A 25876-nucleotide genomic window follows, 5' to 3' on the forward strand; every position below is an offset into this window, starting at 1 on the left:
CTCTAGCGTCCCATCATCCTGACATCGGCGATCGCGCCGGCAATCGCGGATGCTGCGGCGCTCGCGGGGCTCGCCAGATGCGTCCGCGCACGTGGCCCTTGCCGGCCGACGAAATTGCGGTTCGAGGTCGAGACCGAGCGCTGCCCGGGCGCCACCACCTCGCCATTGGCGGCAAGGCACATCGAGCAGCCCGGCTCGCGCCATTCGAAGCCGGCGTCGATGAAGATCTTGTCGAGCCCTTCGGCGACCGCCTCGCGCTTGACGTTCTCCGAGCCGGGCACCACCCAGGCGCGGACCCCGGCCGCGACCTTGCGGCCGCGGGCGACCTCGGCCGCGGCGCGCAAATCGCTGAGCCGGCTGTTGGTGCAGGAGCCGATGAACACCCAATCGACCGGCGTGCCCGCGATCGGCGCCCCACCCTGCAGGCCCATATACTCCAGCGCGGTCTCGATCGCGGCGCGCCGCAAGGGATCGTCGACCGCCTTCGGATCGGGAATCACGCCATCGACGCCGACGACGTGCTCGGGGCTGATGCCCCAGGTCACCTGCGGGATGATCTTCTCGACATCGATCACGACCTCGCGGTCGAACACTGCGTCGGGATCGCTCGGCAGTTCGCGCCACGCTTTCACCGCGAGATCCCACATCTCGCCTTGCGGCGCATAGGGACGGCCGCGCAGGTATTCGAACGTCTTCTCGTCCGGTGCCACCATGCCCATCTTGGCACCGAGCTCGATCGAGAGGTTGCAGATCGTGAGCCTTCCCTCGATCGGCAGCGCGCGGATCGCACTGCCGGCATATTCGACCGCATAGCCGGTGCCGCCGGCCGCGCCGATATGGCCGATCAGCGCCAGGATCATGTCCTTGGCGGTGACGCCGAGCGGCATCTTGCCCTCGAAGCGCGCGCGCAGCGTCTTCGGACGGCGCTGGATCAGCGCCTGCGTCGCCAGCACATGGGTGAGCTCGCTCGATCCGATGCCGAAGGCGAGCGCCCCTAAACCACCATGGGTGCAGGTGTGGCTGTCGCCGCAAACGATCGTTGCACCCGGCAGGCTCAAGCCGAGTTCGGGACCGATGACGTGGACGATACCCTGGCCGGGCTGATCGACATCGAACAGCGTGATGCCGCTCGCCGCCGTCTCGACCCGCAGCGCAGCCAGTAATTCCATTCCGATCTTGCTGGTTCCGGCGCGGCCGGGCGCCGTGGACAGCGCGTGATCCGGCGTCGCAAAGGTCAGTTCGGGATTGTGGACCTTGAGGCCCCGGCTCTTGAGATCGAGCAGGCCGCGCGAACCGCCGAGGTCGTGCAGCAGATGGCGGTCGATATGAAGGAGGTCTGTGTCTTCGCTGAGGCGAGCAATGACATGCTGGTCCCAGATCTTCTCGAGCAAACTTCGGCCGGGCATCCGCCTTCCCCTGCTCTGTGCGTTTCCATGCGACTTGATCTTATTGACGCCAATCTGGGCCAAAGTTGCCGTCAAGTGAAGCGGTTTTGCCCTAACATCACATATGTGATGGAGGTGCGGTACTTGACCCGCCGAGGAGCCAGCCATGCCGAATCCGAATAAGACGGCCATCGTCAAATCGGCCATGCGGACGTTTGCAGTTCTGGAGTTCTTCCGGAAAACAAAGCGGGCTGCTTCCGTGACTGAAATATCGTCCGCGTTGGAGATGCCCCAATCGAGCACGTCAGTGTTGCTTCGATGTCTCGTCGAATTGAACTACCTCGAATACGAGCGAAAGACCCGGCTTTTCATCCCGAGCTACCGGGTCAATCTACTGGGTGACTGGATCCGTCGTTCCCCGTTCCGTGATACCAAGCTCACCGATCTGATGGAGGAACTCTGGACCGCGACGGGCGGCGAAACCGTCATGCTCGGACAACAGGCCGGCGCCGCCGGGATGCAATATCTGCACGTTGTCCCCGGCGGCTCTCAGCTTCAGTACACGGCACAAGCCGGTCAAATACGACCGATGGTGCGGACCGCGCTCGGCCATGTGCTGCTGAGCCAAATGCCGAACACCAAAATTCGCGGCATTATCCGGCGCAACAATGCCGAGGAGCCGAGTCAGTCGGCGCGCGTTCGCGAATCCGCCTTTCTCGAGGAGGTCGAGCGCATTCGCCGCCGCGGCTTTTCCGAGACATGTGGCCGCACGACGCCGGGCGCAAACACAATAGGCATGCTTGTTCCCCTGCCGAAGCGACGCGCTCCGCTCGCGATCGGCATCGGCGGCCCGATCGAACGAATCGCGGCAAAGCGCGCGCACATCATTGAAGTGATGCAGAGCCGGCTGAAGGAACTGACAGATGCAGCGCCGTAGCCCGGATGAAGCGAAGCGAAATCCGGGCGGTCCCTCCGCGGAGAGATCGGCCCCGGATTGCGCGGAGCCTGTCATCGGGCGCGCGTTCGCGCGACCCGTTGGCTCCATCCGGGCTACGGATACTGAATGTCTGTCTTCTCCTTCCCCCTGGAAGGGGGAAGGTCGGGATGGGGGTCCGCCACAGGCGGCGCTCTATGTGGAGAGAGCAGATCCCCACCCGCTTTGCTCTGGCGAGCAAAGCGACCTCCCCTTTTCAAGGGGAGGTTGGACCCGCTGCAATTAGATCTTTCGGATTTCGCCTCACGACGCCAGCGCTTCCTCCGGCATCACGGACGACAGATGCTGGCTCTCGGCGACGGCGCGGTTGGTGATGCGGCCGCGATGCACGTTGAGGCCGGCGCGCAGATGCGGATCCTCGACCAGCGCGCGCAGTCCCTTCGCTGCCAGCGCCAGGCCGAACGGCAGCGTGGCGTGGTTGAGCGCGTGGCTCGAGGTGACCGGCACCGCGCCCGGCATATTGGCGACGCAATAATGCACGATGTCATCAACGAGGTAAGTCGGCGCCTGATGCGTGGTCGGCTTCGAGGTCTCGAAGCAGCCGCCCTGGTCGATCGCGACGTCGACCAGCACCGCGCGGCGTTTCATGCCTGCAAGCTGCGCGCGCGACACCAGCTTTGGCGCACTGGCGCCCGGCACCAGCACCGCGCCGATCACAACATCAGCCGCGAAAACCTCCTGCTCGATCGCTTCCAGCGTGGCGTAACGGGTGCGGACGCGGCCGAGGAAGAGGTCGTCGAGCGCGCGCAGGCGCGGCAATGAGCGGTCGAGAATGGTGACATCGCTGCCAAGGCCTGCCGCCATCCGCGCCGCATGGGTGCCGACCACGCCGCCGCCGATGATCGCAACCCGCGCCGGCGGAACGCCGGGCACGCCACCGAGCAGCTTGCCCATGCCGTCGGCGGATTTGCGCAGCGCGGCGCCCGCGGCCTCGATCGCGAGCCGGCCGGCGACTTCGCTCATCGGCGCGAGCAGCGGCAGCCCGCCATGCGCATCCGTGACGGTCTCATAGGCCACCGCCGTGCAGCCGGAAGCGATCAGCCCCGCGGTCTGCGGCACATCGGGCGCGAGATGCAGATAGGTGAACAGGATCTGTCCCTCGCGCAGCCTGATCCATTCGGACGGCTGCGGCTCCTTCACCTTCACGATCATCTCGGCGACGGAAAACACCTCTTCGGCGGTGTCGGCGATCCGCGCGCCGGCCTGGGTGTAGACGTCGTCGCCCGCGCCGATGCCGTCACCGGCGCCGCGCTGGACCACGACCTCGTGGCCGTGCGCCGCATATTCCCGCACCGAGGCGGGCGTCAGCCCGACCCGATATTCCTCGACCTTGATTTCCTTGGGCACGCCGATGCGCATGGTCCGCTCCTTGCTGGATTCGTTTCCGCCAGTATCGAGGCTATTCCCCGTCACATGGCGTTTCTCAGCGATTTCCGGCTTGCTCACAGCCAAATACGCTCATATCCTTCGCTTTCAGCTCAGCTCTTGAAGGAAATCTGCGTGGACGGTCTCGATCGTATCGACCTCAGAATCCTCGCCGAGCTGGTCGCCGACGCCCGCGCCAGCCAGATCGAGCTTGCCGAGAAGGTCGGGTTGTCGCCGACCGCCTGCGCGCGGCGCATTCGCCATCTCGAGGAGATCGGCGTGATCCGCGGCTACCGTGTCGACCTCGAACCATCAGCGCTTGGCCTCGTGACGACCGTCGTCGTCACCATCACGCTGGAGAAGCAGAGCGAGGATTATCTCGCAGCCTTCGAGGCCGCGATCGCGCGTTGCCCCGACGTCGTGTCCTGCCATCTGATGTCGGGCAGCGACGATTATCATCTGCAGGTGATCGCCCGCGACATCGCCGACTTCGAGCGCATCCACAAACAGCATCTGTCGCGGATGCCGGGCGTCGCCCGCATCCATTCCAGCTTCGCGATGCGCGAGGTGGTTCGCCGCACCATTCCCGAGACTGCGCTGCGCGGCTGACGGTCACGCACCACCGCGCACCGTCACAATCGCGCACTGTCACAATCGGGCACTGTCATAATCGGCACTGTCACAATCGGATCTGCCCGGCTCGCTCCCACACGCAATTTTTTAGTTCGTGATTCGCTGCCTTCTATGACAGAATTGCTACAGTTCAATATCAATTCGGTTACACGCGGAGCGGTGAATGAGCATGGAGTGGCGGGCGCGGCCGGTTTCGCTGGCTTGGTCAAATCCAGTGGTCCGGTGGTGGGGCTTCCTGAGCCTCGTCAGCGCCGCCAACATCGCGGTCTGGTTCGCGCTCTACCGCCAGTTCAATGAACAGGCCAATGGCAGCTTCAGCAACACCTCGGGCATCGGCCTGATGATGCTGCTGTGCGCGGCCTATGTGTTCGGCTGCGCCTTCCGCTCGGTCCTGCCGCGCGCCGACGTGCAGCGCATCTGCCTGTTCGACACCTGGCTGTCGAGCGTCGTGGTCGGCCGCACGGTTGCCACCGTCGCCGAGGTCTGCTTCGCCGCGCAATGGGCGATCATCCTGCATCAGCTCGGCACCATGACCGGCGCCGAGACCACCGTGACCATCGCCTGGATCATCGTGCCGCTGATCGTGATCGCGGAATGCTTCTCCTGGTATGCGGTGCTGACCACCCATTATCTCTGCAACGCGATCGAGAACTCGATCTGGGCGGTGGTGTTCTTCCTGGTCGGGATTGCGCTGTGCCGGCTGCTGCCGGAGTTTCATGGCCCGGTGCGCTGGGCCTTCATCGTCGCGATCCTCGGCATCGCCGCCTTCCTTGCCTTCCTGATGACCGTCGACGTCCCGATGTATCTGAACCGCTGGCGCGCCAACCTCGCCGCCGGCGGCACGCTGCTGCATCCGCTGGAAGGCCTGCGCGACGTCAGCCGGCGCTGGGTCGTGACCCATGACATCGCGGAATGGCGCGAGGAGATCGCCTGGATGTCGCTGTATTTCAGCATGGCGGTCTGGTCGAGCCTCGCGCTCTGCGTCGGCTATTCGCTCGAGGATCAGCTGCCGCGCTACCGCACCGAGCCTGCGATCGTGACGGCGACACCGGCGAGCGAGAGCACGGCGCCGACAGCACAGCACACCGCCACGATCGACGCGGCGGCGCCGTCGCGGAATTGATCGGCGACCGCCGCGCGCGGCTTGTCGCCGCCGGTGCTTTCGGAGTAAAGGCTGAGGCATCCCCGCTCATCTGTCAGCGCGTTCCATGCCCCGCATCACCATCATCGAAACCGGGCTCGTCAGTCCGCAATTCCGCGAGCGCCACGGCAGCTATCCGCAGATGTTTCAGCGAATGGTAGCCACCGCCGATTCCTCTGTTACCTGCGACGTCGTCAGCCTCGCCAATGGCGAGACGCTGCCGGATCCGGTCGCATTGGATGCGATCCTGATCACGGGATCGGCCGCCGGCGTCTACGACGACGTCGCATGGATCGCGCCGCTCGAAGCCTTCGTGCGCGCGGCCCATGACAAGCGCATTCCAACCGTCGGCGTCTGCTTCGGCCATCAGCTGATCGCGCAGGCGCTCGGCGGCACGGTGCGCAAATCCGAGAAAGGCTGGGGCATCGGACGCCATGTCTATCGGATCGCGCCGGACAACGGGCTGATCGACGGCGAGACGATCGCCGTCGCCTGCTCGCATCAGGACCAGGTGATCACCCCGCCCGCCTCCGCGCGCACCATCCTGTCGTCCGGGTTCACGCCGCATGCCGGCCTGCTCTATGCCAACGGCACGACGCTGTCGGTGCAGCCGCATCCGGAATTCACCGCCGACTATGCCGGCGCGCTGTGCGACCTGCGCCGCGGCCTCGCGCCCGATAGCGTGGTCGAGACCGCCAAGACCTCGCTGGCAGAGCCGCTCGACCACGCCACGCTTGGCGGCGTGGTCACGCGCTTCCTCACGCACGGGCGCAGCTAGCCCTTGCGCCACTGCGCGGCGGCGTCGCGGGCGAAATCGCGATAGGCGCGCGGCGCGCGGCCGAGCAGCTTCGTCAGGCGTGCCAGCTCGTCGGCCGTCGCGACCGCGCCGTCGCTCTGGTACCGGCCAAACATGAGGCGCATGTCGAGCGCGAGCCATGCCGGCATCGCCGCCTTGAAACGCTGCTCCATCGCCGCGAGATCGTCGCCGGCGTAGCTGACCGCGCGACCGAGCTCATCGCGCCAGATCGCAGCCGCGCCCGCACCGGTCACGACGTCGGGGCCGACCAGGGCGTAAGTCTCGCGGCCAAGTGGGGCGGACGCGCGCTCGCGGCGCAGCAGCTCGATCGCGGCCGCCTCGCCGATGTCGCGGATGTCGACCATCGAGATGCCCTTGGCGCCGATCGGCATGCCGTAGGCGCCGAAGTTCTGCAGCGGCTCCTTCAGCCGAAGATCGTTCTGGATGAAATAGGCCGGGCGCAGGATGGTCGCGGGAAGATCGAGCGCCTCGATCATCCGCTCGACCGTGTGCTTGCCGGCGAAATGCGGCACGTCGGCATAGGCCTCGCCCTTGAACACCGAGAGATAGACGATGCCCTTGACGCCGGCCTCGCGTGCGGCGGTCAGCGTCAGCATCGCCTGGGTCAGTTCGTCGGCGGCGTTCGGCACCAGCAGGAACAGCGTGCTGACGCCAATGAGCGCCGCACGGGCCGAATCCACGTCAGCAAGATCGCCGCGAACGGCCGTCACGTGCTGCGGAAATTGCGCCTTGCCGGGCGAGCGCGTCAGGGCGCGAACCTCGACGCCGTGACCGGCGAGATGGTTCAGAACCTGGGTCCCGATGGTGCCTGTGCTGCCTGTCACCAGAATAGCCATGTCGAATACTCCTTCTCTTCGGCAGACCGCCTGCCGTTGGGCGAGAAGCTATCCGTTCCAATTTTCCTTTGAAGATGCCACTATTTGGACAGATCGTCTCGAATATGGAACAGAACCGATGGACCTTCAGGCGCTCACTGATTTCAACCTGGTGGCCGCGCATGGCGGGTTCGGGCGCGCCAGCCGCGCTTCCGGACGAGCCAAGGCGACGCTGTCCCGCCGTGTCGCCGAACTCGAACAGAGTCTCGGCGTCCGCTTGATCGAGCGCGGCTCGCAGAGTCTGCGATTGACCGATGAGGGCCGCGCGCTGCACGAGCGCACCAGCGGTCCATTGTCCGACATCGCGGAGGCCGGCGAAGCCGTGGTGCTCGGCGCGTCGACGCCGCGCGGCCGCTTGCGGGTCAGTGCGCCGGTCTTGCTCGCCCATGTCGCGTTCGGCCGGATCGGTGCACGCTTTGCGCACGCCTATCCCGACGTCCAGCTCGAGATCGTCGCCGAGGATCGCCTGGTCGATCCGGTGGAAGACGGCTATGACCTTGTCATCCGCATCAACCCGTCACCGGATGAACGTCTCGTCGGCCGCCGCTTCCTGCATGACGAGCTGCTGGTCGTGGCGCATCCCGACCAGCAACGACCGGCGACCTCCGCGCGCGATCCGGATGGCGTCTCCGTCGATGCCGTTGTGATGTCGCCGACGCCACCGGACACGGTCTGGCGCATCCGACATGAACGCGAAGAGATCACGCTCAGGCCGCGGCCAATGCTGCGTCTCTCATCGATGCTGATGATGCGCGATGCGGTGCTCGCAGGCGCCGGCGCGGCCCTTCTGCCCAAGCTGCTGGTCGATGACGACATTGCCGCGGGCCGGCTTGCCTACTGGGGAACGGATACCCGACCTCCGGTCGCGATCTGGGCGCTACAGAGCTCGCGACGGCTGGTCGGCGCAAAGGTTCGCGCGTTTCTCGACGTCGTCGAGCAGGCATTCCCGAACCGGGTCTTCGTTCCGCCGGCCTGAGTTGCAGCCCGGACGATGTGCCTCAGGTCATGCTGCCCGGCATAAAGCAGCGCACGCGCGGGTGGCCGTCGATATAGTGCTTCCACACCATGGTGCGCCCGACCTTGTTCGGCTCGGTGATCACGGCCTCGTTCGGCACGACAACCCATTCATTGTCGATGAGCACGCGATAGTGGCCGTGATCCGACTCCCAGTCGGGATCGGCGACCACATAGCCGTCGGCATCCGAGCAGCATTGCCCGTAGCCGCTGCGCAGGCTTTCGAACCAGGGTTTTAGCGGTGAATTGGCGTAGCGGCCGTCGTCGCGCGCCAAGGCCGGTGATGCGAGGCAAATCGTCCCAAGCAGCAGTGCCGCACGTGTGATGACGTGCATGTCGTCTCGTCTCCGCAGATTTTGATCCAGCTGCGGGCGCGCGTCACGCATTGTTCGCCCGCGACATGACCGTCGCGGGCGAGAACACGGCACAACCGCGCCCCAGCACCTGACGCTGAACGATGCAAGAGCAAGGCCAGACGGGATGCCGGAAGACTACTGTCAACGAAAGTATAGGGCGTGCAGCACGATCAACGACTCACTGCTGCGACGTCGGGGAAGAGCGGCGGTGCGCTGCGCGACGCCGCCTGCAGCGCGCATTCGACGAACCGGCGCGGCAGCAGCGAGGCGTTGGAGCGCATCGCCACCAGCATGCGGCTCTCCGCATCCGGCGTGTCGAGCGCCTTCGCGACGACGTTCATGACACCGGCCTGCTGGTAGCAGGACGGAAGGATCGAAAGGCCGATCCCGGCCGCGACCAGGCTGAGCACGGTGCGCAGTTCATGCGCCTCCTGCGCGATCCGCGGCGCAAAGCCGGCGCGCCGGCACAGCATTGCGGCCTGGTCGCCGACGCCGCAGCCGCTCTCCGCCATGCCGACGAATTCGTGCTCGGCAAGGTCGGCGACGCTGAGCTTGTCCGGAGCGGCGAGCGGATGATCGATCGGCAGGAACACCATCAAGCGGTCGCGCCAGACGACATGAACCTGCAAGTCCGCCGCGGGCCGGAAATCCAGCGGCGGCCGCATGATCGCGACGTCGAGCTCGGCGTCAGCCAGCGCCTGCAACTGCTTTGCCGTCGACATGTGCCTGAGCTCGATCTTCACCCGCGGATAGCTGCCGCGGAAACTGCGGAACAGTTCGGCGAACATGTCGAGCATCGGAACCGAGTCGGTGAAGCCGACACGGACCGCGCCGGCTTCACCGCGCGCGGCGCGGCGCACCGTTTCCGACGCAAGGTCGAGCTCGCTGACGGCACGCCGTGCGTGTTCCAGCAGCAACTGGCCGGCCTGGGTGAGTTCGACCGCACGCCGTGTCCGCGACAGCAGCTTCGTGCCGAGCTCCTCCTCCATCGCCTTGATCTGCGTGCTCAGCGGCGGCTGGCTGACATGCAGCCGCTTGGCGGCGCGGCTGAAGCTGAGCTCCTCGGCCACCGCGATGAAGTAGCGAAGCTGCCTGTAATCCATCGCTTATTCCGTTTCCCTATAAGTGACGGGTCAAAGCGGTATTTGACCTCCCAGGACCGTTTCTCGATCTTGGCGCCAAAACGCGGATGCTCCAAGGGGCAACACGCGCAGCTGGTCAGCCATGCGAAATCGCCGCGAATAACAGGCGCTCCGCCCGGTTCGGATCACAGGCGCGACAACAAGAAGCAAGGGAGGAATCCAATGGCCGGAGCGTCCGTCACTGAGCTCGAACAGCAGACCATCCGCAGCGTCTATTGGCGGCTGATCCCGATCCTGTTCGTGATGATGTTCTTCAACTATCTCGACCGCATCAATCTCGGCTATGCCGGGCTGACGATGAACAAGGACCTCGGCCTCAGCCCCGCGATCTTCGGCTTCGCCGCCAGCATCTTCTTCCTCGGCTACATGGTGCTCGAGGTGCCGAGCAACCTGATGCTGCACCTGCTCGGCGCCCGGATCTGGCTGGCACGGATCCTGATCACCTGGGGTCTCGTCGCCGCCCTGACAGCCTTTGTCTGGAATCCGCTCAGCCTCTACGTCATGCGGTTCGGCCTCGGCGTCGCGGAAGCCGGCTTCATGCCTGGCGTGGTGCTTTACCTCACCTACTGGTTCCCGGCGCGCTATCGCGCCCGCGCGGTGGCGGGATACATCATCGCCGGCTCGTTCTCGGCGGTTTTGGGCGGGCCGATCTCGACCAGCATCATGACCTGGTTCGATGGCGCTGCCGGTCTCCACGGCTGGCAATGGATGTTCCTCGCCGAGGGCGTGCCGACCATTCTGCTCGGCCTGTTCACGCTCTATTATCTCACCGACCGCCCGGCCAAGGCGAGCTGGCTCAGCAAAGAACAGGCGGCCTGGCTGGAAGGCGAACTCGCCGCCGAGCGGGCCGAGATCGAACAACAGGGGCAGCACAGGTTGATCGAATGCGTGCTCGATATCCGGGTCTGGCTGCTGGCGGCGCTGTTCGGCTGCGCATTGGTCGGGATCTACGGCCTCTTGCTGTGGCTGCCGCAGATCATCAAGGGCATGGGCAATCTCAGCAACATCCAGGTCGGCTTCCTCTCGGCGATCCCGCCGCTGCTCGGCGTCATCGGCACCATCGTGGTCAGCCGCAGCTCGGACAAGACCGGCGATCGCAAGTTTCATCTCGCGGCGGTCTATCTGCTGGCCGCCGTTGCGATGCTCGGCAGCGCCTATGTCGCGAGCCCGGTGCTGGCCTTCGTGTTCCTCTGCATCGTCGGCTTCAGCCTCAATGCCGGCAATCCGCTGTTCTGGAGCATCAACGCCTCGCCGCTGACCGGTGCGGCCGGCGCCGCCTCGATCGCGCTGGTCAACACGCTGGCGCAGTTCGGCGGCCTGATCGGGCCGTGGTGCATCGGCCTGATCAAGGACTCCACCGGAAGCTTCTCCTGGGCATTGGTCGGGATCGCCGGCTTCCTGCTCGTCGCCTCCGCCATCGCCGCCACCATGCGCGTCAAGCCGCGCGAGACGGAATTGACGGGCGCGATCCCGTCATCCGTCGCACACTGACACCCCTACCAAGGAAGCAACCATGATCATCGATTGTCACGGCCACTACACCACCGAGCCGGCCAAGCTGCAGATCTTTCGCGACAAGCAGCTCGCCGGCCTCGCCGACAAGTCGCGCCGGCCGCTCACCACCAATCTCGGCATCACCGATGACGAGATCCGCTCCAGCGTCGAGGGCGCGCAGCTTCGCCTGCAAAGGGAGCGCGGCACCGACGTCACCATCTTCTCGCCGCGCGCCGCCGGCATGGCGCATCACGTCGGCAAGGAAGCGACCAGCCGCGAATGGACCACGATCTGCAACGACCTCGTGCACCGGGTCTGCACGCTGTTCCCGCAGAACTTCGTCCCCGTCTGCCAGCTGCCGCAGAGCCCGGGCGTCAAGCCCGCGAACTGCATCGAGGAGCTGGAGCGATGCGTGACGCAGCTCGGCTTCGTCGGCTGCAACCTCAACCCCGATCCCGCCGGCGGCTACTGGTGCGATCCGCCGCTGACCGACGAATGGTGGTATCCGCTGTATGAGAAGATGGTCGAGCTCGACGTGCCCGCGATGGTCCATGTCTCCTCGTCGTGCAATCCCTGCTTCCACGGCACCGGCGCGCATTACCTCAACGGCGACACCACCGCCTTCATGCAGTTCCTGACCTCGGACCTGTTCAAGCGCTTCCCAACCCTGCGGTTCATCATCCCGCATGGCGGCGGCGCGGTGCCCTATCACTGGGGCCGCTACCGCGGCCTGGCGCAGGACATGAAGCTGCCGCCGCTGTCGGAGCATCTCTTGAGGAACGTGTTCTTCGACACCTGCGTGTATCACCTGCCCGGCATCGAGCTGTTGACCAGGGTGATCCCGGTCGAGAACATCCTGTTTGCGTCTGAAATGGTCGGCGCGGTGCGCGGCATCGACCCGGAGACCGGGTATCACTTCGACGACACCCGCCGCTATATCGACGCGCTGCCGCTGAGCGCGGCGGACAAGGGCAAGATCTTTGAAGGCAATGCCCGCCGCGTCTATCCTCGCCTCAACGCCCATCTCGACCGCCGCGCGCATTGAACGTTGCCGAGACAACCACTCCAACTCCTCATCCTGAGGAGCCCGCGAAGCGGGCGTCTCGAAGGATGCAGGCCCAACCGGGCCACATGGTTCGAGACGCGCGTTCCGCGCTCCTCACCATGAGGGTCCAACCAAGCAGCAAGACCGACAATCGACTTCAACCAATCAATCTCGGAGAAAACCGATGGCCATAGGATTTGCTATTCACAAGGCGAAGCGGAAAGTGTCGCCCGACCTCGTCGCGCGCTACCGCGCCCTTCCGGTTGCCAATATCAGCGATTCGATGTCGCGGATCGCGGGCACCAACCGGCTGCGGCCGATGCATGCGGGCGGCTGGCTCGGCGGCCCGGCGCTGACGGTCAAGACCCGTCCCGGCGACAATCTGATGGTGCACAAGGCGATCGACCTGGCGCAGCCGGGTGACGTCATCGTGGTCGATGCCGGCGGCGTCCTCGTCAACGCCATCATCGGCGAGATCATGTCGACGCTGGCCGAGAAGAGGGGCGTCGCGGGCTTCGTGATCGACGGCTCGATCCGCGATGCCGGCGCGATCCGCGCCGGATCGTTCCCGGTGTTCGCCGCCGGCGTCGCCCATCGCGGCCCCTACAAGGACGGCCCGGGCGAGATCAATAGCGCCATCTCGATCGACGGCATGATCGTCGAGCCCGGCGATCTCATCGTGGCCGACGACGACGGCGTGCTGTGCGTGCCCTATGACGACGCCGAGGCGATCTGCAAGCTGACCGAAGCCAAGAAGGCCACTGAGGAAAAGGCCATCCAGCAAATCCTCGCCGGCACCAGCGATCGCCGCTGGGTCGACGAGGCCCTGCAGCGCCTCGGCTGCGAGTTCAAGGACTGAGATGGATGCTGATGCGGGACGCTGCCCGGCGTCCCGCAATCCGGCCTCGCCGACTGCGACAAGCGCAGTCGAGATCGCGCATCGTGCCATGCCGGTTCCCTGCCGGATCGGTTCCCGGCGAACGGCCAGCCTCTCCTGACAATCCCCTCACACCGTAATATCCTTCCGGTTTGCGGGAGAATGAGGTGGCTCGATGGAAGATATCGAAGCCTTTCTCGCGGTCATCGAGGCCGGCAGCCAGACGGCGGCCGCACGTCGGCTGGGCCGCTCATTGCAATCGGTCAATCGATCGCTGATGACGCTCGAACGCAGCGTCGGCGTCGAGCTGGTGCGACGTACAACCCGGCAGTCGTTCCCGACCGAAGCGGGATTGGCGTTCTATCGGCGCGTCAAGCCTGCCGTTGCGGAGATCAGCGAGGCACGTCTCGAAGCGGCAAGCCAGCGCGCCGAGCCGTCGGGCCTGCTTCGCATCGCCGCGCCAGTCCAGTTCGCCTCCGCGTTTGTCGTCCCAGTCATCGCGGACTTCATTGCCCGCTACCCCCTGATCAAGGCTGAACTCAAGGCCTCGGATCGTGCCATCGATGTTGTCGGCGATGGCTTCGACATCGCCATCCGGATCAGGGAGCTGCCGGATTCGTCGCTCAAGGCCCGACGGCTTGGTGAGATTCGTACCGTCGTCTACGGCGCGCCGCGCTACTTCGCCCGTTACGGACGCCCGGCTCATCCCGACGATCTCGACCGGCATCAATGCGTCGTGCGCACCACCAGCGAGGGCGAGCCCGCGATGTGGCGGTTTCAGATCGATGGCGACATCAGGACGGTTCGGGTGAATGGCTGCTTCGAGACCGACAACACCGCGGCGCTCTGCGCAGCGGCACGTGACGGCCTCGGCCTCGGATACGGACCGTTCTGGCAGGTCCGTGATCTCGTCAACGATGGCGCGATCGAAATTGTTCTTGAGGAGTTCGAAACACCGCGAATGCCGATCCATGCGGTGTTCCCGCCAAGCGGCATGCCGGCGGCAAAGACGCGCCTGTTCGCCGATATCCTGGTCGATCGACTGAAGCACGAGCAGCTTTAGACACTGGCGCGCGCCATCGCCATTCTCTCGGCAAACGGGAAGGTGCTTCCCGCCAGGCGCTGATTGTCCGGCAAGCGAGCCGAACCCATTGTGCGGGTGAGCGGCAACGAGGCTTGCCGCATCATGCAGTTGAGGAGGCCCCATGACGAACAGGCGTACCCTGCTCGGCGCAGGACTTTGCGCGGCCGCAGCGTTGTCGTCTCGCGCCACCCACGCGACGGCGCTCGTGCAGGCCCAGGGCTGCGACGGGTCCGCGGCCGACGGCGAGCTCAGCCAAGACGCGGGCGACCTGCTCCCGGCGGCTGTTGCGCTCAGCGACGACAACAACGACCGCGCCGCCGTTTCCCGCGATTTCGGCAACATCGTTCAAGGCCAACCTCGTGCGGTGCTGAAGCCCGGTTCCGCCGCCGATGTCGCCCGGCTGGTTCGTTGGGCCGGCAAGTCAGGGCACAAGATAGCGGCACGCGGGCAGGGCCATTCGACCTGTGGCCGCGCGCTGACCGAAGGTGGCATCGTCATCGAGATGACCTCGCTCAACGCGATCCATCACATTGCGGCCGATCGTATCGTCGTCGATGCGGGCACGACGTGGGAACGCGTCCTCGAAGCGACGCTGGCGCAAGGCCTCACGCCCCCGGTGCTCACCAACTATCTCGGCCTTTCCGTCGGCGGCACGATCTCCGTCGGCGGAATCGGCGGCAGCTCGTCGCGCCATGGCATGCAGACAGACCATGTTCTCGCGCTGGACATGGTTACGGGAACCGGCGAGCAATTGACCTGTTCGCCGCAGTCGCACGCCGATCTGTTCGATGCCGCCCGGGCCGGGCTTGCACAGTGCGGTCTGATCACACGGGCAACCCTGAAGCTGGTGCGCGCGCCCGAGCGCGTCCGCCGATACCAGCTTTTCTACCGGGACCTTGCCTCGCTGGCTGCAGATCAGCGCCGCGCGCTTCATGACGATCGCTTCGATCAATTGCAGGGCGCCATTCTCCCGGCCGGCCCCGGCCGCTGGCGCTACCAGCTCGAAGGCGCCGTGTTCTACGACAAGGGTTCGCCGCCAAACGACGGCGCCGTGCTTGGATCGCTGGCCGACGACCGCAATACGGCGGTGATCACCGATCTGGCCTATCACGACGACGCGCTTGCCTTCGCGAAATTGGAAGCTCTGCTCAGGTCGAAGGGGTTGTGGTCGAGCCCGCACCCCTGGTTGTTCACGTTTCTGCCCGACGGCAACGCCGAGCATCAGGCCGACGGGATGATCGGCCGCCTCTCGGTTGAGGAGATCGGGCCGCTCGGGCGAGTGACCTTTTATCCCCTGAACACGCACGCGTCGGGCACGCCGCTGGTTCGGTGGCCCGATGGCAACATCGCCTTCTGCTTCAACATCGTTCACATGCCGGCGCCGGCAGATGCGACAGGGGTTGGTCAGACGCTGTCGAAAAACCGCCTGTTTTACGAGCAGATCCGCGGCGCGGGCGGCGTCCAATATCCCGTCAGCGCGCTTCCCATGGCGCCGGAGGATTGGGAACGTCACTTCGGCGCGGCCTGGCCGAAGCTGCGCGACGCCAAGCGGCGTTACGATCCGACCAATCTGCTGACCCCCGGCTACAATCTGTTCTGATCCCGACGCCGCGTGAACAGAAGTAGCACGCCGACCGAAACCGGCCGGTAGGCAGCCGGTTGGTCCCGCGAGGGATGGAATCGGGAATTTTTCCCGATTACCGTTGGAAAAGAATCCCGGTCCCCCGGGATTGATGTTGTTTGCCAAAGCCACGCCGCTCCCGCAGTCTCCGAGCCAGGGTTCGTCGGGGATAAAAGCCGAACCGCGGCTTAGGGGTGGGCGTCATGGCTGGTGCGTTGTTGCGTACGGCAACACGGTCTTTGTCTTCTTCGGTCTATACGCACGGCGCTGCGGCCGTGCTGGCTGTTATTGGCTCTGCACTGCCATCGACTGTCCTGCATGCTCAGACGGCCGATCCGGCCCCCACTGAACTGCCGCCCGTCAACGTGATTGCGCCCACACCTCTGGCCGGCACCCGCAGCGCAAGGCCGGCGGCACGGCCGGTGGTTCGGACCACGCGAACCGCGCGAACCCGAACCGGACCTGTTGCTCCGGCAGCGGGACCCGATGTCGGCACCGCTGCACCCGGCCCCTCCGACCGCGACTCCACCCTGATTGATCGCGACAAGGTCCCGTCCAACACCGCGGTGATGACGACGCAGGATTTCAGCCACAACTACTCGACCAACTTCCTCGATGCTGTGAACCGCAAGCTGCCCGGCGTCACGCTCGGCGACCAGACCGGCAATCCGTTCCAGCGCAATCTCGACTACCGCGGCTTCACCGCCTCGCCGGTCCAGGGCACGCCGCAGGGCATCGCGGTCTATCAGAACGGCGTGCGCATCAACGAATCCTGGGGCGACGTGGTCAACTGGGATTTCATCCCGGAAAAGGCCATCGACAGCGTCGCATTGTTTCCGAACAATCCGGTGTTCGGCCTCAACGCGATCGGCGGCGCGCTGAGCATCCAGATGAAGAACGGCTTCACCTATCAGGGCTCCGAGGCTGAGCTGTTCGGCGGCTCTTACGGGCGCGTGCAGGGCAGCGTGCAGGCCGGCGGCCACAGGGACAACATCTCCGCCTACGCTGCGTTCGAATCCGCGTATGATCGCGGCTGGCGCGACTACGCCAATTCGTCGCACATCAACCGCATGTATGTGGACGTTGGCGCACGCAACGACGACACCGAATTTCACGTCAATTTCACCGGCGCCAGCAACCTGCTCGGCAATGTCGCGGCAACGCCGGTGCAGATGCTCAATCAGCGCTGGTCGAGCGTCTACACCTGGCCGCAGACGACGCTGCTTCAGCTCGCCTTCGTCAACGCCACGCTGAACCACAATTTCTCCGACACCTGGTCGTTCCAGGGCAATGCCTACTTCCGCGGCTTCCGGCAGACCCACGTCGACGGCAACGGCACCGACGTGCATGCCTGCGACGGGGGAGACAGTTTGTGCATCGGGGACGACCTGCCGATTTTCGGTCCGGCGGGAGGTCCCTCGGTTCCGAACACGCTTGGCAACGCCTTCCTTGGCGAAGTCGACCGCAACCGGGCCGCGACCAACAGCTTCGGCGGCACGGCCCAGCTGACCAACTCGGACAAGCTGTTCGGGCACGACAACCACGTCGTGATGGGCGTCAGCGTCGACCACGGCAACACGAAATTCACGGCGACCAGCGAGCTCGGAACCATCGATCCGAACAACCTGTTCGTGACCGGCACCGGCATCTTCATCAACCAGCCCGATGCCGGTCTCGCCCCGGTCGACCTGCGCGCCACCAACACCTACACCGGCGTCTATCTCACCGATACCTTCGACGTGACGAACAGGTTCTCGGTCACTGCTGGTGGACGATTCAACTATGCCCAGATCGATCTGCGGGACCAGACCGGGACAAATGATCAGCTCAACAGCAGCAACCGATTCCAGCGCCTCAACCCGGTGATCGGCGGCACCTACAAGATCACGCCGAACCTCACCTTTTATGCCGGCTATTCAGAGGCCAACCGCGCGCCGACGCCGCTCGAGCTCGGCTGCTCCGATCCGGCCCGCCCCTGTGTCATCGATTCCTTCCTGGTGTCCGATCCGCCGCTCAAGCAGGTGGTGTCGCACACCATCGAGGCCGGCTTCCGCGGCACTTGGGGCAACGACACCAGGACCGGCATGCTGAGCTGGGGCCTCGGCGCGTTCCACACTCTGTCCGACGACGACATCATCCGGGTGCAGAGCCCGATCGGCACAGGCAATTTCGGCTATTTCCAGAATGCGGGGCAGACCCTGCGGCAGGGCATCGAAGCCAAGCTCGATTACCGCGTCAATCGCTGGAACGCCTATGCCAACTACACCTTCATCGACGCGACCTATCGAAGCGCAAATACGTTGCCGGCTCCCGACAACCCGAACGCCCTGACCGACCCGAACAACGATGACGTCCGGTTCATCAACGTCAAGCCGGGCGACCATATCCCGGGCATTCCCGCGCACCGCTTCAAGGCAGGTGTCGAGTACCTCGCCACCGACGCATGGAAGATCGGCGCCGACGTCAACGTGGTCGGCAGTCAATGGCTGATCGGCGACGACACCAATCAGAGCCAGAAGGTCCCGGCCTACGCGGTCGTGAACCTGCACACCTCCTACAAGATCACGCCGAATATCGAGGTGTTCGGCCTGATCAACAACGTCTTCAACCAGCATTATTATCTCGGCGGCGCGTTCTACGAGACCGGCGGCTTTGCCAGCGCCGGAGCTGCGCCCAACCTGATGGCGCAGCTGACCGATCCGCGCACCTTCGTCCCCGGCATGCCGCTCGCCGCCTATGCCGGCATCAGAGCGAAGTTCTGAACTGCGAAGAAGTCAGGTTGAAGCGGCCCCGCGACGCGAACGGGCTGCATCCTCCCGCTTGCGGGTAGAGCAAACGCATGTGCGTCTTCGCTGGCCGCGCAGCGGCTTGGCCTCGTGGTTCGAGACGCGCCGCAAGCGGCGCTCCTCACCATGAGGGTTTACAGTTTAGCCGCGAAACAAGACGTCATCCTGAGGAGCCCGCCAACGGCGGGCGTCTCGAAGGATGGCCACAGGGAAGTAACGCGCCAGGGTTTCCCCGTTGTGATGAGACCTCCCCCCGCAAGCGGAGGGCGATAGCCCCGTGGCGAGGGGCGTCTGCACGATTTCTGAATAATGGAAGAATGCCACTGATTTGCCCGACGAGTCAAGTTGCCGTGTCCGCCGGCGGCCGTCGGCTCCTTTGCATGGGGTTGTTTTCGATATTTTGGCAGTGCGCCCCTGCGATGGCAGGCTATCGCATCCGGCTAGGCCTCAGTTCATCAGCGCCTTACGCCACCGTCCCGCCGTCGACCGGCATCGCGATGCCGGTGACGAACGACGCCTTGTCCGACAGCAGGAACACCGCGACCTCCGCGATCTCCTCGGGGCGCGCCGCGCGGCCCATCGGATTGCGGGTGACCGCGGCCTTGATCAGCTCCTCCGCATCGGCCTCGTTGTGGCCCGCCTGGTCCGGCCGGTTGACGAACACCCGCAGCATCGGCGTGTCGATCGCACCGGGGCAGATCGCGTTGACGCGGACGCCGTCCTTGGCGTGGCGCTTGGCGAGCGCGCGCGCAAGACCGATCACGCCGGCCTTGGCCGCGGAATAGGTCGGGCTCCACGGCGAGCCGACCAGGCCCGAGGTCGATGCGGTGAACAGGATGCTGCCCTGGCGCCGCGCGGTCATCTGGCCGAGCGCGGCGTTGGTGGTGATCAGCTGCGAGCGCAGATTGAGATCGACGCTGAGATCCCAGCCTTCCAGATCGTCGATCACGGACGGACCGGGAATGCCGAGATGATTCCACACGCAGTCGAGCGCGCCGAATTCCTTCACCGTCGCAGTGACGATATCGCGCGCAAAGCCGTCGTCGCGCAGATCGCCGGTCAGCGCCAGCGCGCGCCCGCCGCCCTTTTTGATCTCGTCGACCACCGCCTTCGCGCCGGCCTCGTTCTGGTCGACCACCGCGACCGCCGCGCCCTCGCGCGCGAGGATGCGTGCCCCGGCGCGGCCGGCGCCCGATGCCGCGGCGGTGACGAGTGCGATCTTGCCCTGCATATCCATGTTTCGATCCTGACTGTGCCCGTGAGCTCGAGCCTTCTTGGGTTCTGAAGTTTTGGTTGAATCAGGACCGCAGCGCTGCCGTCTTGCGCTGACGCGCTAAAGCATGATCCGGAAAAGTGCGAAGCGGTTTTCCCTCGCGACAAACGCGGGACGCGTTTGCGCGGAGATCATGCTCAAACGAAGAGCTAAAGTGCGATGACGATTCTCATCGCGCTTTACCGGCCGCCGAACAGGACCGGAGACTGGCCGGGCAGTAGCTGCGAATGGATGTCGCTGTCCATGCGCTCCGCCCCCTGCTGGGTAAAGCTCGCGCCGAATGACAGGCTGAGATTCGAAGTCGGCCGGAACTCGAGGCCCGCGCGCGCCGAATAGCCGGCGTTGACGCCGGGATTGCCGCTGAACGGCGCCAGCGGTCCGCCGGCCCCGGGCGGATTGTATTTCAGCGTGTCGAAGCCGGCGAAGAAGGTCACGGGCGTATTGCCGACGCCCCTGAAATTGTAGCCGAACTGCGCGCCCTGATATTCCAGCGAGCCGAACGCCGCCGATTGGCCGAGCGCGTTCCAGCCGACGCGGCCGCCTTCGCTGCCGGCGAACCAGCCGTCGGGCCGGCCGTTCAGGTATGAGAAGTCGCCGCCTTGCGCGCCGGCGGCGTCAAAGCTCGGAAAGTTTCCGTAGGTATCCGCCTTCTGGCCGTCGGCAAGACTGCCGCCGAAGCCGAACAGCGAGCCCGGCGTCCAGTAGCGCACCGGGCCGGCCTGGGCACTGGCCTGCTGGCCGCTCAGGCACAGCGCCAACCCTGCGATTGCGAGGCCGAGTTTACTTACCAAAGTGGTCATCAGGTTACCGTCACGAGCGCCGGGATTATACGTCCCACCGACCGGGAACGCCAGCCTGCGCCCCTAATCCGCCGCGAGCAGCTTCAGCTTCAGCAAATCCGTCAGCCAGTCGGCAAACACCTGCAGCCGCCGCGACAGGTGCTGACGGTGTGGATAGAGCAAGGTCATCGGCATCGGCGCGGCGCGGTGCCGCGGCATCAGCTCGACGATATGCCGCTTCACGTCGTAGGTCGCCTTCCAGGCCAACCTCACGACATCAGGCGCGATGGAAAAGCTGTTCACCGACGCGGTCGCCGCGATCGGCCGTCCCGACATCGCGATCAGCACCGTCGGGAAGGTATTGAAGAAGCCGATGGTCGAGATCTCGGAGGCCGAATATGACGCGATGAGCGCGGTCAACGCCAAGTCCGCGTTCTTCTTCCTCAAGGAGGCCGGCCGCCGCGTCAACGACAACGGCAAGATCTGCACGCTGGTGACCTCACTGCTCGGCGCCTACACGCCGTTCTATGCGGCCTATGCCGGCACCAAGGCGCCGGTCGAGCACTTCACCCGTGCGGCATCGAAGGAGTTCGGCGCGCGCGGCATCTCGGTCACCGCGATCGGCCCGGGTCCGATGGACACGCCGTTCTTCTATCCGGCCGAAGGCGCGGACGCGGTCGCCTACCACAAATCGGCGGCGGCGCTGTCGGGCTTCTCCAGGACCGGGCTCACCGACATCAAGGACATCGTGCCGTGGATCCGCCTGCTGGTGTCGGACGGCTGGTGGATGACCGGCCAGACCATCCTGGTCAACGGCGGCTACACAACGAAGTGAGGCGCGATCTCGGTCGCCCTTACCATTCGAATCGCGTGCCGACTCCGACGGATGTCGAGCCCTTCGCATCGACATCCGACTCGACGCGGATATGGCGCGTCACGTCGACATTGGCCGACACTCCTGACTGGCTGGCGCTGGCGCCCGTCCGCACGCCTACGCTCAGCCTGTCGCCGATCGCGCGCGAGGCGCCGACCATCGGACCGCCCGCCCCGGCGCCGACGTCCAGATTGTCGACCCCGAGCGAGCGGCGCATGCGGTCCACCGTTCCCTCGCCACCGCTGGCGAACTGAGCTGCGGCCCCTGCGAGTTGCACGGCCTGCGAAGTCGTCAGGCTGCCCGAAGCTTTCTGAAAGAGAATGCGCGACAGGATCTCGTCCTGCGGCAACTCGGGCTGCGAATGGAAGGCGAAGACAGGCGCGGCCGCCGGGCCCGAGATTCCAACCTGCGCGGTGATGTCGGAGGCCTGTATCTCTGCCGCGAAATCGAGCTCGGGCGCGAGATCGCCATTGAAGGAGAGATTGCCTTTGGTGAAGGTCAGCGTCTTTCCGAGCACCACCAGCTTGCCCTGATAGAGCGAGAAGGCTCCCTTCGGAACCGGCGCGTTGCTCGTACCGCCGACATGAACGGAGCCGCCGAGTTCCGCGGTTACCCCGCGGCCATGGATGAAGACGTGGTTCGGCGCCGAAACTGTCACGTCGAGCGCGGCGTTGAAGAGCGCCGTGCGCTTCTTGTTGCCTTTCGGCGTCTCGGCCTTGCGCGCAGCTGCGAGCCGCGCAGCGGCCTGTCCCGAGGCGTTCACATGGTTGATGCCCTCGATCGGCTTCAGCGTCGACGGCAGGCGATCCGGAATATCGACGTTGACGCGGGTCAGGTCGACGCGACCGACGATCCGCGGATCGCGTGCCAGGGCGCCTGTGACGTCAATGGCGAGATTGGCCTGCGCGGTCGCCAGCGCGCTGGAGGCAAGCGTCGCCTGCTGACCGCGAATCGAGACCGTGCCTGGAAAGCCTGCATCCGGGGCGACCCGTACCTGACCGGAGCCGGACAACGTGCCGCCGTTGGGCGTCACCGCGGCCAGGCGCTCCACCACGATGCGCTCTCCTTCGGCGGTGATTTTCGCCTCGACCGCATCGAGGCGCGTGCCGAGCATGCTGTCGCGGAAGGTACCCCCGCTGATGGTCGCGACACCGCCGATCTGAGGCCTGGTGCGCGTGCCGCCGACACGGGCATCGAGCGCGACGCTGCCGGATACGGTCCGGCCGGAGGCGGAAAGCGCGGCATTGGCAATGGCGGCATCGAGGCGGCCCTTCGCGGTCAGCGCGATCGGACCCGTGGCGTCGAGCGGCACCGTGCCCGACGCCGTGATCGCGCCGGCTCTTCCCGCGGCAATTGTGGTGTTCAGGCTCGCGCGGCTGCCATCGAGCCGTCCGTCCGCGGCAACGTCGACCGGCGGCAGGCCGGCGCTTCTGGTCTGCGGCGCGGTGAGCTGCCTGACCGCGACCTTGTACTGGCCGATCGGCGCGCTCATGGAGCCCGCAATCGCGGCTGACGCGTCGAGGGTCCCGCTCAGGCCCAAACCGGGTATCGCGACATCGGCTTCGCCGAGCGGGATCGCGTTTGCCACGGCCTTGAGGTCGAGCACTTGGCCGGCTTTGCCGTCCACCGTGAAGCGGCCACGTCCAATCGCGAGCGCCAGATGCTCGATCAGCACCGTGCCATCGTCGAGCGTGAAGCCCGCGGGGCCCTGCAGCGCAATCGCTTTGGCGCCACGCCGCGCGGTGAAGCGGTTGAGATCGAACCGCACCCGCTCCCTGGTGGTCAGTGCACCCGCGGCATCGAGATCGAAGCCGGCAGCCTTGGCGGACAGACCGATCGTGCTCGCCTCGGCATTGCCCGTGGCCGCTAGCGTGACGTTGGAGACCGTCTGACCGCCGAACTCGACACCGTTGACCTGCGCATCAGCATTGAGCACCGGATGGCTGTAGAGATCGGCGCCATCGGCGCGCAGATCGAAACTGCGGACGGCCGCACCCGCGGCACGGATTCCGGCACCCTTGCCGGCAAGCCGGACCGACTGCTGGCCGCCATCGGCCGAAGCGGCAAGGTCGAGTGAGGCCGAACCGGCGAGCTCTGTGAGGGCAAGCGGCGAGAGATCGGCGAGCGCCCCGGCTGCGAAGCGAATCTGCCCGCTGGCGAATCTCTGCGCGTCGATCGTTGCTGCCCCCTTCAGGGATACCGACCCGATCGCGATGTCGATGGTCTTGGCGTGCCATCCGGCAACGGCGGGAGCTGCGCGATCGTCGGGCCCCGACGATCGACGGCTCACCTGAACAATCCCGCGCGCCGGCTTGCCGTCGACGGAGCCGTCGAGCCTGGCCTCGACAGCACAGACTCCATTGATGTCGTTGACCGTCGCGGCGAGCGCCAGATGCGGAATCGGGCGCCGCATGGCGGTGGCGCGATCCACCGAGGCCGCGAACGAAACGCCGGGATGCGTGAGCCCGCCGGTCAGGCCGACGTCGAGAGCTCCCGCACCGGTGAGGCGCGCATCGGCCGCCGAGAGATCCGGCAGGTCCACACGCGCCGACAGGTCGCTCGAGTCGCGCGTCACTGTTCCTTTGGCGCGAATCGCAACATGGGCACCATCGATCGACGCGCCGCGGACCGTGTAAGTGTCGCGGCCATCGCCAGAGATGTCGGCTGCGAGTGCGAGCCGCGCCCCCGCGAGCCCGTCGAGCGCCGCAAGTCCCGTCGCAAGCTTCTCGCCGGCACCTGACATCCTGATATCAAAGCTGCCACGCTGGAAATCCGTGTCGAGGTCGAGGCCGAACGCCACCGAACCCGCAAGCTTCAGCCCGGCAAGGTCGGCAAAGGCGCCGAGGTCGGGCACCGTTCCGGTTGCCCGGCCATTCAGGTGACCGGCGCTGACATCACCTGTATAAGTTGCCTGAACCGTTGATGTGCCGATCTCGAGACGCTCGATCCTGGCGCGGCCGCCGAGGTCCGTATCGCCGTGGAGCACGAGCGACGCGGTGTTGCCGATCGCGGCCGCCAAACTCGTGTCGCGCGGCGCGATGCCGGAAGCGCGCAGGTTCGCGTCAAGGATGATGCGCGTTGCGGGATCGCCGGCCTCGGCACGAGGAACGGCCGTGATCGAAGCATCAAGCGTCTCGACGTCTCCGTCCGGCAGATGAGCACCGGACAGCGCGAGCTTGACCGATGCTGTGGGAGCCTTGATTGGGCCGTTGACGCGGCTGTCGAAGACGAGGCTGCGGATCGAGCCTTGGTCAGTCTCGGTCACGTCGCCGTTGCTTGGCAAGGCGCGGATGGAAGCCGCGAAATCCACGACCTTGTCGGCTCCGAGCAGACCTTTCGCATCGAGCAGCGCGAGACGGCTCGTAAGCGTCAGCCCGTCCAGGGCGACGCTGCCGTCGTCACCAAAATGCGTCGTGCTGTCGAGATTGGTTTCACCGGCGAAGACCGGCGCGGCGATCGCCGGCAACAACGGTTCGAGATGGCTGGCAAGGCGCGTTGCGAGCACTCGGCCCGCCCCGTTTCGGTCAAGCGTAATCGAGCCGGTCGCATCGATCGTGGGGCCGGCCTGCAACTTCAGGGCACCACGAAAGCTGTCGAGCGTGCCCTTGCCGCCCAATGCGAATGTGACGGGCGGCTCGCCCGGCAGATGGCCGAGCTTCGACATAAGTCCGTGGGCCGGCTCGTCGAGCGTGACGTCGAGGGTAAGCGCATTTCCCTGCGGAACGTAGGCGAGAGCAGCCTTGAAGTGGCCCGGGAAATCCTTGCGGGTGGCATCAAGGTTGAAGACGAGCCCTTCCGAGGGCGAGCCGAGCTCGGTATTGCCGGTCGCCGCGACACTCAAGGCTTCACCCAGAATCGACTGTCCCAGCGTCAAGGCCCGCAGATCGAAAGCCTTCACCTGCACCTTCACCGGAAGGTCGGGCAGGACCGGCTGATCGGAATCGGCGGCAGGCTGGTCGGACGGAAGCGGTTTTCGCTTGATCTCAAGCGTGCCGATCTCGAGGCGGTCGATTTCCAGTCGCCCCAGCAACAGTGCGCTGCGTCGCCAGACGAGGCGCGCCTTGTCGAGCGTCAGCCAGACGCCGTCCTTGTCGGTGATGCTAACGTCGCGGACCGTGGCATCCGAGGACAGCACACCATCGACGGCGCCGACATGGACCTGGGTCGCCGGCGTCGAGAGTGTCCGCGAGACAAGACTGGCCAGCACATCCTGCTGGTTCTCGCCGCTCCCGCCCGCCACTCCGTAGAGAACGACACCGAGCACCGCGGCAGCGATGAGGCTCATGGCCGCGACGGCGGAACCGATTATGAACAGCCGTCG

General features: G+C 65.7%; 19 protein-coding genes and 2 pseudogenes. 12 read left to right on the forward strand and 9 right to left on the reverse strand.

Annotated features, from left to right (window positions below; genetic code table 11):
- Positions 1 to 2: 2 nt before the first annotated feature.
- Positions 3 to 1406, reverse strand: a complete 1404-nt coding sequence (gene leuC / locus ACVWYP_RS38655; protein ID WP_304496991.1) for a 3-isopropylmalate dehydratase large subunit — start codon at positions 1404 to 1406, stop codon at positions 3 to 5.
- Positions 1407 to 1551: 145 nt separating this feature from the next.
- Between leuC and ACVWYP_RS38660 the strand changes: the two genes are divergently transcribed.
- Positions 1552 to 2322: an IclR family transcriptional regulator gene (locus tag ACVWYP_RS38660; RefSeq protein WP_304496992.1), complete on the forward strand. Its 771-nt coding sequence runs from the start codon at positions 1552 to 1554 to the stop codon at positions 2320 to 2322.
- Positions 2323 to 2622: 300 nt separating this feature from the next.
- Here ACVWYP_RS38660 and ald read toward each other — a convergent pair whose 3' ends face one another.
- Entirely contained in the window at positions 2623 to 3738 is a 1116-nt protein-coding gene (ald, locus tag ACVWYP_RS38665) for an alanine dehydrogenase (protein ID WP_028338512.1), read from the reverse strand.
- A gap of 126 nt (positions 3739 to 3864) precedes the next feature.
- Here ald and ACVWYP_RS38670 point away from each other — a divergent pair, with 126 nt between their 5' ends.
- From ACVWYP_RS38670 to ACVWYP_RS38680, 3 genes are all read left to right on the forward strand, one after another.
- Positions 3865 to 4353: an Lrp/AsnC family transcriptional regulator gene (locus ACVWYP_RS38670; protein ID WP_016847653.1), complete on the forward strand. Its 489-nt coding sequence runs from the start codon at positions 3865 to 3867 to the stop codon at positions 4351 to 4353.
- A gap of 193 nt (positions 4354 to 4546) precedes the next feature.
- Positions 4547 to 5500 (forward strand): hypothetical protein, encoded by a 954-nt coding sequence (locus ACVWYP_RS38675; RefSeq protein WP_304500386.1) that lies wholly within the window; start codon positions 4547 to 4549, stop codon positions 5498 to 5500.
- 85 nt (positions 5501 to 5585) lie between these two features.
- Positions 5586 to 6296, forward strand: a complete 711-nt coding sequence (locus ACVWYP_RS38680) for a type 1 glutamine amidotransferase (protein WP_028338510.1) — start codon at positions 5586 to 5588, stop codon at positions 6294 to 6296.
- On the opposite strand, the gene ACVWYP_RS38685 is transcribed toward ACVWYP_RS38680, so the two are convergent.
- Positions 6293 to 7171, reverse strand: coding sequence for an NmrA/HSCARG family protein (locus ACVWYP_RS38685; RefSeq protein ID WP_304496993.1), 879 nt, complete (start codon positions 7169 to 7171; stop codon positions 6293 to 6295). The two genes, ACVWYP_RS38680 and ACVWYP_RS38685, sit on opposite strands and share 4 nt — an antisense overlap.
- A 118-nt stretch (positions 7172 to 7289) precedes the next feature.
- Between ACVWYP_RS38685 and ACVWYP_RS38690 the strand changes: the two genes are divergently transcribed.
- Positions 7290 to 8186 carry a LysR family transcriptional regulator gene (locus ACVWYP_RS38690; RefSeq protein WP_304496994.1) on the forward strand — a complete coding sequence of 299 codons (897 nt, stop codon included), beginning with the start codon at positions 7290 to 7292 and terminating at the stop codon, positions 8184 to 8186.
- A 22-nt stretch (positions 8187 to 8208) separates the two neighbouring features.
- Here ACVWYP_RS38690 and ACVWYP_RS38695 read toward each other — a convergent pair whose 3' ends face one another.
- Both ACVWYP_RS38695 and ACVWYP_RS38700 read right to left on the reverse strand, forming a co-directional pair.
- Positions 8209 to 8559 carry a hypothetical protein gene (locus ACVWYP_RS38695; protein ID WP_026193281.1) on the reverse strand — a complete coding sequence of 117 codons (351 nt, stop codon included), beginning with the start codon at positions 8557 to 8559 and terminating at the stop codon, positions 8209 to 8211.
- Between the two features lie 191 nt (positions 8560 to 8750).
- Positions 8751 to 9683, reverse strand: coding sequence for a LysR substrate-binding domain-containing protein (locus ACVWYP_RS38700; protein ID WP_304496995.1), 933 nt, complete (start codon positions 9681 to 9683; stop codon positions 8751 to 8753).
- 201 nt (positions 9684 to 9884) lie between these two features.
- Between ACVWYP_RS38700 and ACVWYP_RS38705 the strand changes: the two genes are divergently transcribed.
- The 6 genes from ACVWYP_RS38705 to ACVWYP_RS38730 all read left to right on the forward strand — a co-directional run bounded on the left by ACVWYP_RS38705 (position 9885) and on the right by ACVWYP_RS38730 (position 18605).
- Positions 9885 to 11213 carry an MFS transporter gene (locus ACVWYP_RS38705; RefSeq protein WP_304496996.1) on the forward strand — a complete coding sequence of 443 codons (1329 nt, stop codon included), beginning with the start codon at positions 9885 to 9887 and terminating at the stop codon, positions 11211 to 11213.
- 22 nt (positions 11214 to 11235) lie between these two features.
- Positions 11236 to 12261, forward strand: a complete 1026-nt coding sequence (locus tag ACVWYP_RS38710; RefSeq protein WP_304496997.1) for an amidohydrolase family protein — start codon at positions 11236 to 11238, stop codon at positions 12259 to 12261.
- 184 nt (positions 12262 to 12445) lie between these two features.
- The gene (locus ACVWYP_RS38715; protein ID WP_304496998.1) at positions 12446 to 13120 is read left to right on the forward strand and encodes an RraA family protein; all 675 of its coding nucleotides are present in this window, start codon (positions 12446 to 12448) and stop codon (positions 13118 to 13120) included.
- 193 nt (positions 13121 to 13313) lie between these two features.
- Positions 13314 to 14201: a LysR family transcriptional regulator gene (locus tag ACVWYP_RS38720; protein ID WP_304496999.1), complete on the forward strand. Its 888-nt coding sequence runs from the start codon at positions 13314 to 13316 to the stop codon at positions 14199 to 14201.
- 142 nt (positions 14202 to 14343) lie between these two features.
- Positions 14344 to 15822 carry an FAD-binding protein gene (locus tag ACVWYP_RS38725; RefSeq protein ID WP_304497000.1) on the forward strand — a complete coding sequence of 493 codons (1479 nt, stop codon included), beginning with the start codon at positions 14344 to 14346 and terminating at the stop codon, positions 15820 to 15822.
- 296 nt (positions 15823 to 16118) lie between these two features.
- Complete coding sequence (locus tag ACVWYP_RS38730) at positions 16119 to 18605, forward strand: TonB-dependent receptor (protein ID WP_453945876.1); 2487 nt, start codon at positions 16119 to 16121, stop codon at positions 18603 to 18605.
- Positions 18606 to 19092: 487 nt separating this feature from the next.
- On the opposite strand, the gene ACVWYP_RS38735 is transcribed toward ACVWYP_RS38730, so the two are convergent.
- The 3 genes and pseudogenes from ACVWYP_RS38735 to ACVWYP_RS38745 form a co-directional block, all read right to left on the reverse strand.
- Positions 19093 to 19866, reverse strand: a complete 774-nt coding sequence (locus ACVWYP_RS38735) for an SDR family NAD(P)-dependent oxidoreductase (RefSeq protein ID WP_304497001.1) — start codon at positions 19864 to 19866, stop codon at positions 19093 to 19095.
- A gap of 215 nt (positions 19867 to 20081) precedes the next feature.
- Positions 20082 to 20702, reverse strand: coding sequence for a hypothetical protein (locus tag ACVWYP_RS38740; protein ID WP_304497002.1), 621 nt, complete (start codon positions 20700 to 20702; stop codon positions 20082 to 20084).
- A 63-nt stretch (positions 20703 to 20765) separates the two neighbouring features.
- Positions 20766 to 20930 (reverse strand): annotated as a pseudogene (locus tag ACVWYP_RS38745) (LysR family transcriptional regulator); the annotation flags it as partial.
- Between the two features lies 1 nt (position 20931).
- Between ACVWYP_RS38745 and ACVWYP_RS38750 the strand changes: the two are divergent.
- A pseudogene (locus ACVWYP_RS38750) lies at positions 20932 to 21516 on the forward strand (SDR family oxidoreductase); the annotation flags it as partial.
- Between the two features lie 19 nt (positions 21517 to 21535).
- On the opposite strand, the gene ACVWYP_RS38755 reads toward ACVWYP_RS38750, so the two are convergent.
- Positions 21536 to 25840: a translocation/assembly module TamB domain-containing protein gene (locus ACVWYP_RS38755; protein ID WP_304497003.1), complete on the reverse strand. Its 4305-nt coding sequence runs from the start codon at positions 25838 to 25840 to the stop codon at positions 21536 to 21538.
- Positions 25841 to 25876 lie beyond the last annotated feature (36 nt).

This window comes from Bradyrhizobium sp. USDA 3262 (genome assembly GCF_054060035.1).

Bases quoted from the DNA above. Each gene is read 5' to 3' on its own strand.
- ACVWYP_RS38675 (WP_304500386.1), top strand. From the start codon at position 4,547: ATGGAGTGGCGGGCGCGGCCGGTTTCGCTGGCTTGGTCAAATCCAGTG.
- ACVWYP_RS38755 (WP_304497003.1), bottom strand. From the start codon at position 25,840: ATGAGCCTCATCGCTGCCGCGGTGCTCGGTGTCGTTCTCTACGGAGTG.
- ACVWYP_RS38725 (WP_304497000.1), top strand. From the start codon at position 14,344: ATGACGAACAGGCGTACCCTGCTCGGCGCAGGACTTTGCGCGGCCGCA.
- ACVWYP_RS38740 (WP_304497002.1), bottom strand. From the start codon at position 20,702: ATGACCACTTTGGTAAGTAAACTCGGCCTCGCAATCGCAGGGTTGGCG.
- ACVWYP_RS38710 (WP_304496997.1), top strand. From the start codon at position 11,236: ATGATCATCGATTGTCACGGCCACTACACCACCGAGCCGGCCAAGCTG.
- ACVWYP_RS38690 (WP_304496994.1), top strand. From the start codon at position 7,290: ATGGACCTTCAGGCGCTCACTGATTTCAACCTGGTGGCCGCGCATGGC.
- ACVWYP_RS38705 (WP_304496996.1), top strand. From the start codon at position 9,885: ATGGCCGGAGCGTCCGTCACTGAGCTCGAACAGCAGACCATCCGCAGC.
- ACVWYP_RS38680 (WP_028338510.1), top strand. From the start codon at position 5,586: ATGCCCCGCATCACCATCATCGAAACCGGGCTCGTCAGTCCGCAATTC.
- leuC (WP_304496991.1), bottom strand. From the start codon at position 1,406: ATGCCCGGCCGAAGTTTGCTCGAGAAGATCTGGGACCAGCATGTCATT.
- ACVWYP_RS38660 (WP_304496992.1), top strand. From the start codon at position 1,552: ATGCCGAATCCGAATAAGACGGCCATCGTCAAATCGGCCATGCGGACG.
- ACVWYP_RS38695 (WP_026193281.1), bottom strand. From the start codon at position 8,559: ATGCACGTCATCACACGTGCGGCACTGCTGCTTGGGACGATTTGCCTC.
- ACVWYP_RS38700 (WP_304496995.1), bottom strand. From the start codon at position 9,683: ATGGATTACAGGCAGCTTCGCTACTTCATCGCGGTGGCCGAGGAGCTC.
- ACVWYP_RS38715 (WP_304496998.1), top strand. From the start codon at position 12,446: ATGGCCATAGGATTTGCTATTCACAAGGCGAAGCGGAAAGTGTCGCCC.
- ACVWYP_RS38685 (WP_304496993.1), bottom strand. From the start codon at position 7,171: ATGGCTATTCTGGTGACAGGCAGCACAGGCACCATCGGGACCCAGGTT.
- ACVWYP_RS38720 (WP_304496999.1), top strand. From the start codon at position 13,314: ATGGAAGATATCGAAGCCTTTCTCGCGGTCATCGAGGCCGGCAGCCAG.
- ald (WP_028338512.1), bottom strand. From the start codon at position 3,738: ATGCGCATCGGCGTGCCCAAGGAAATCAAGGTCGAGGAATATCGGGTC.
- ACVWYP_RS38735 (WP_304497001.1), bottom strand. From the start codon at position 19,866: ATGGATATGCAGGGCAAGATCGCACTCGTCACCGCCGCGGCATCGGGC.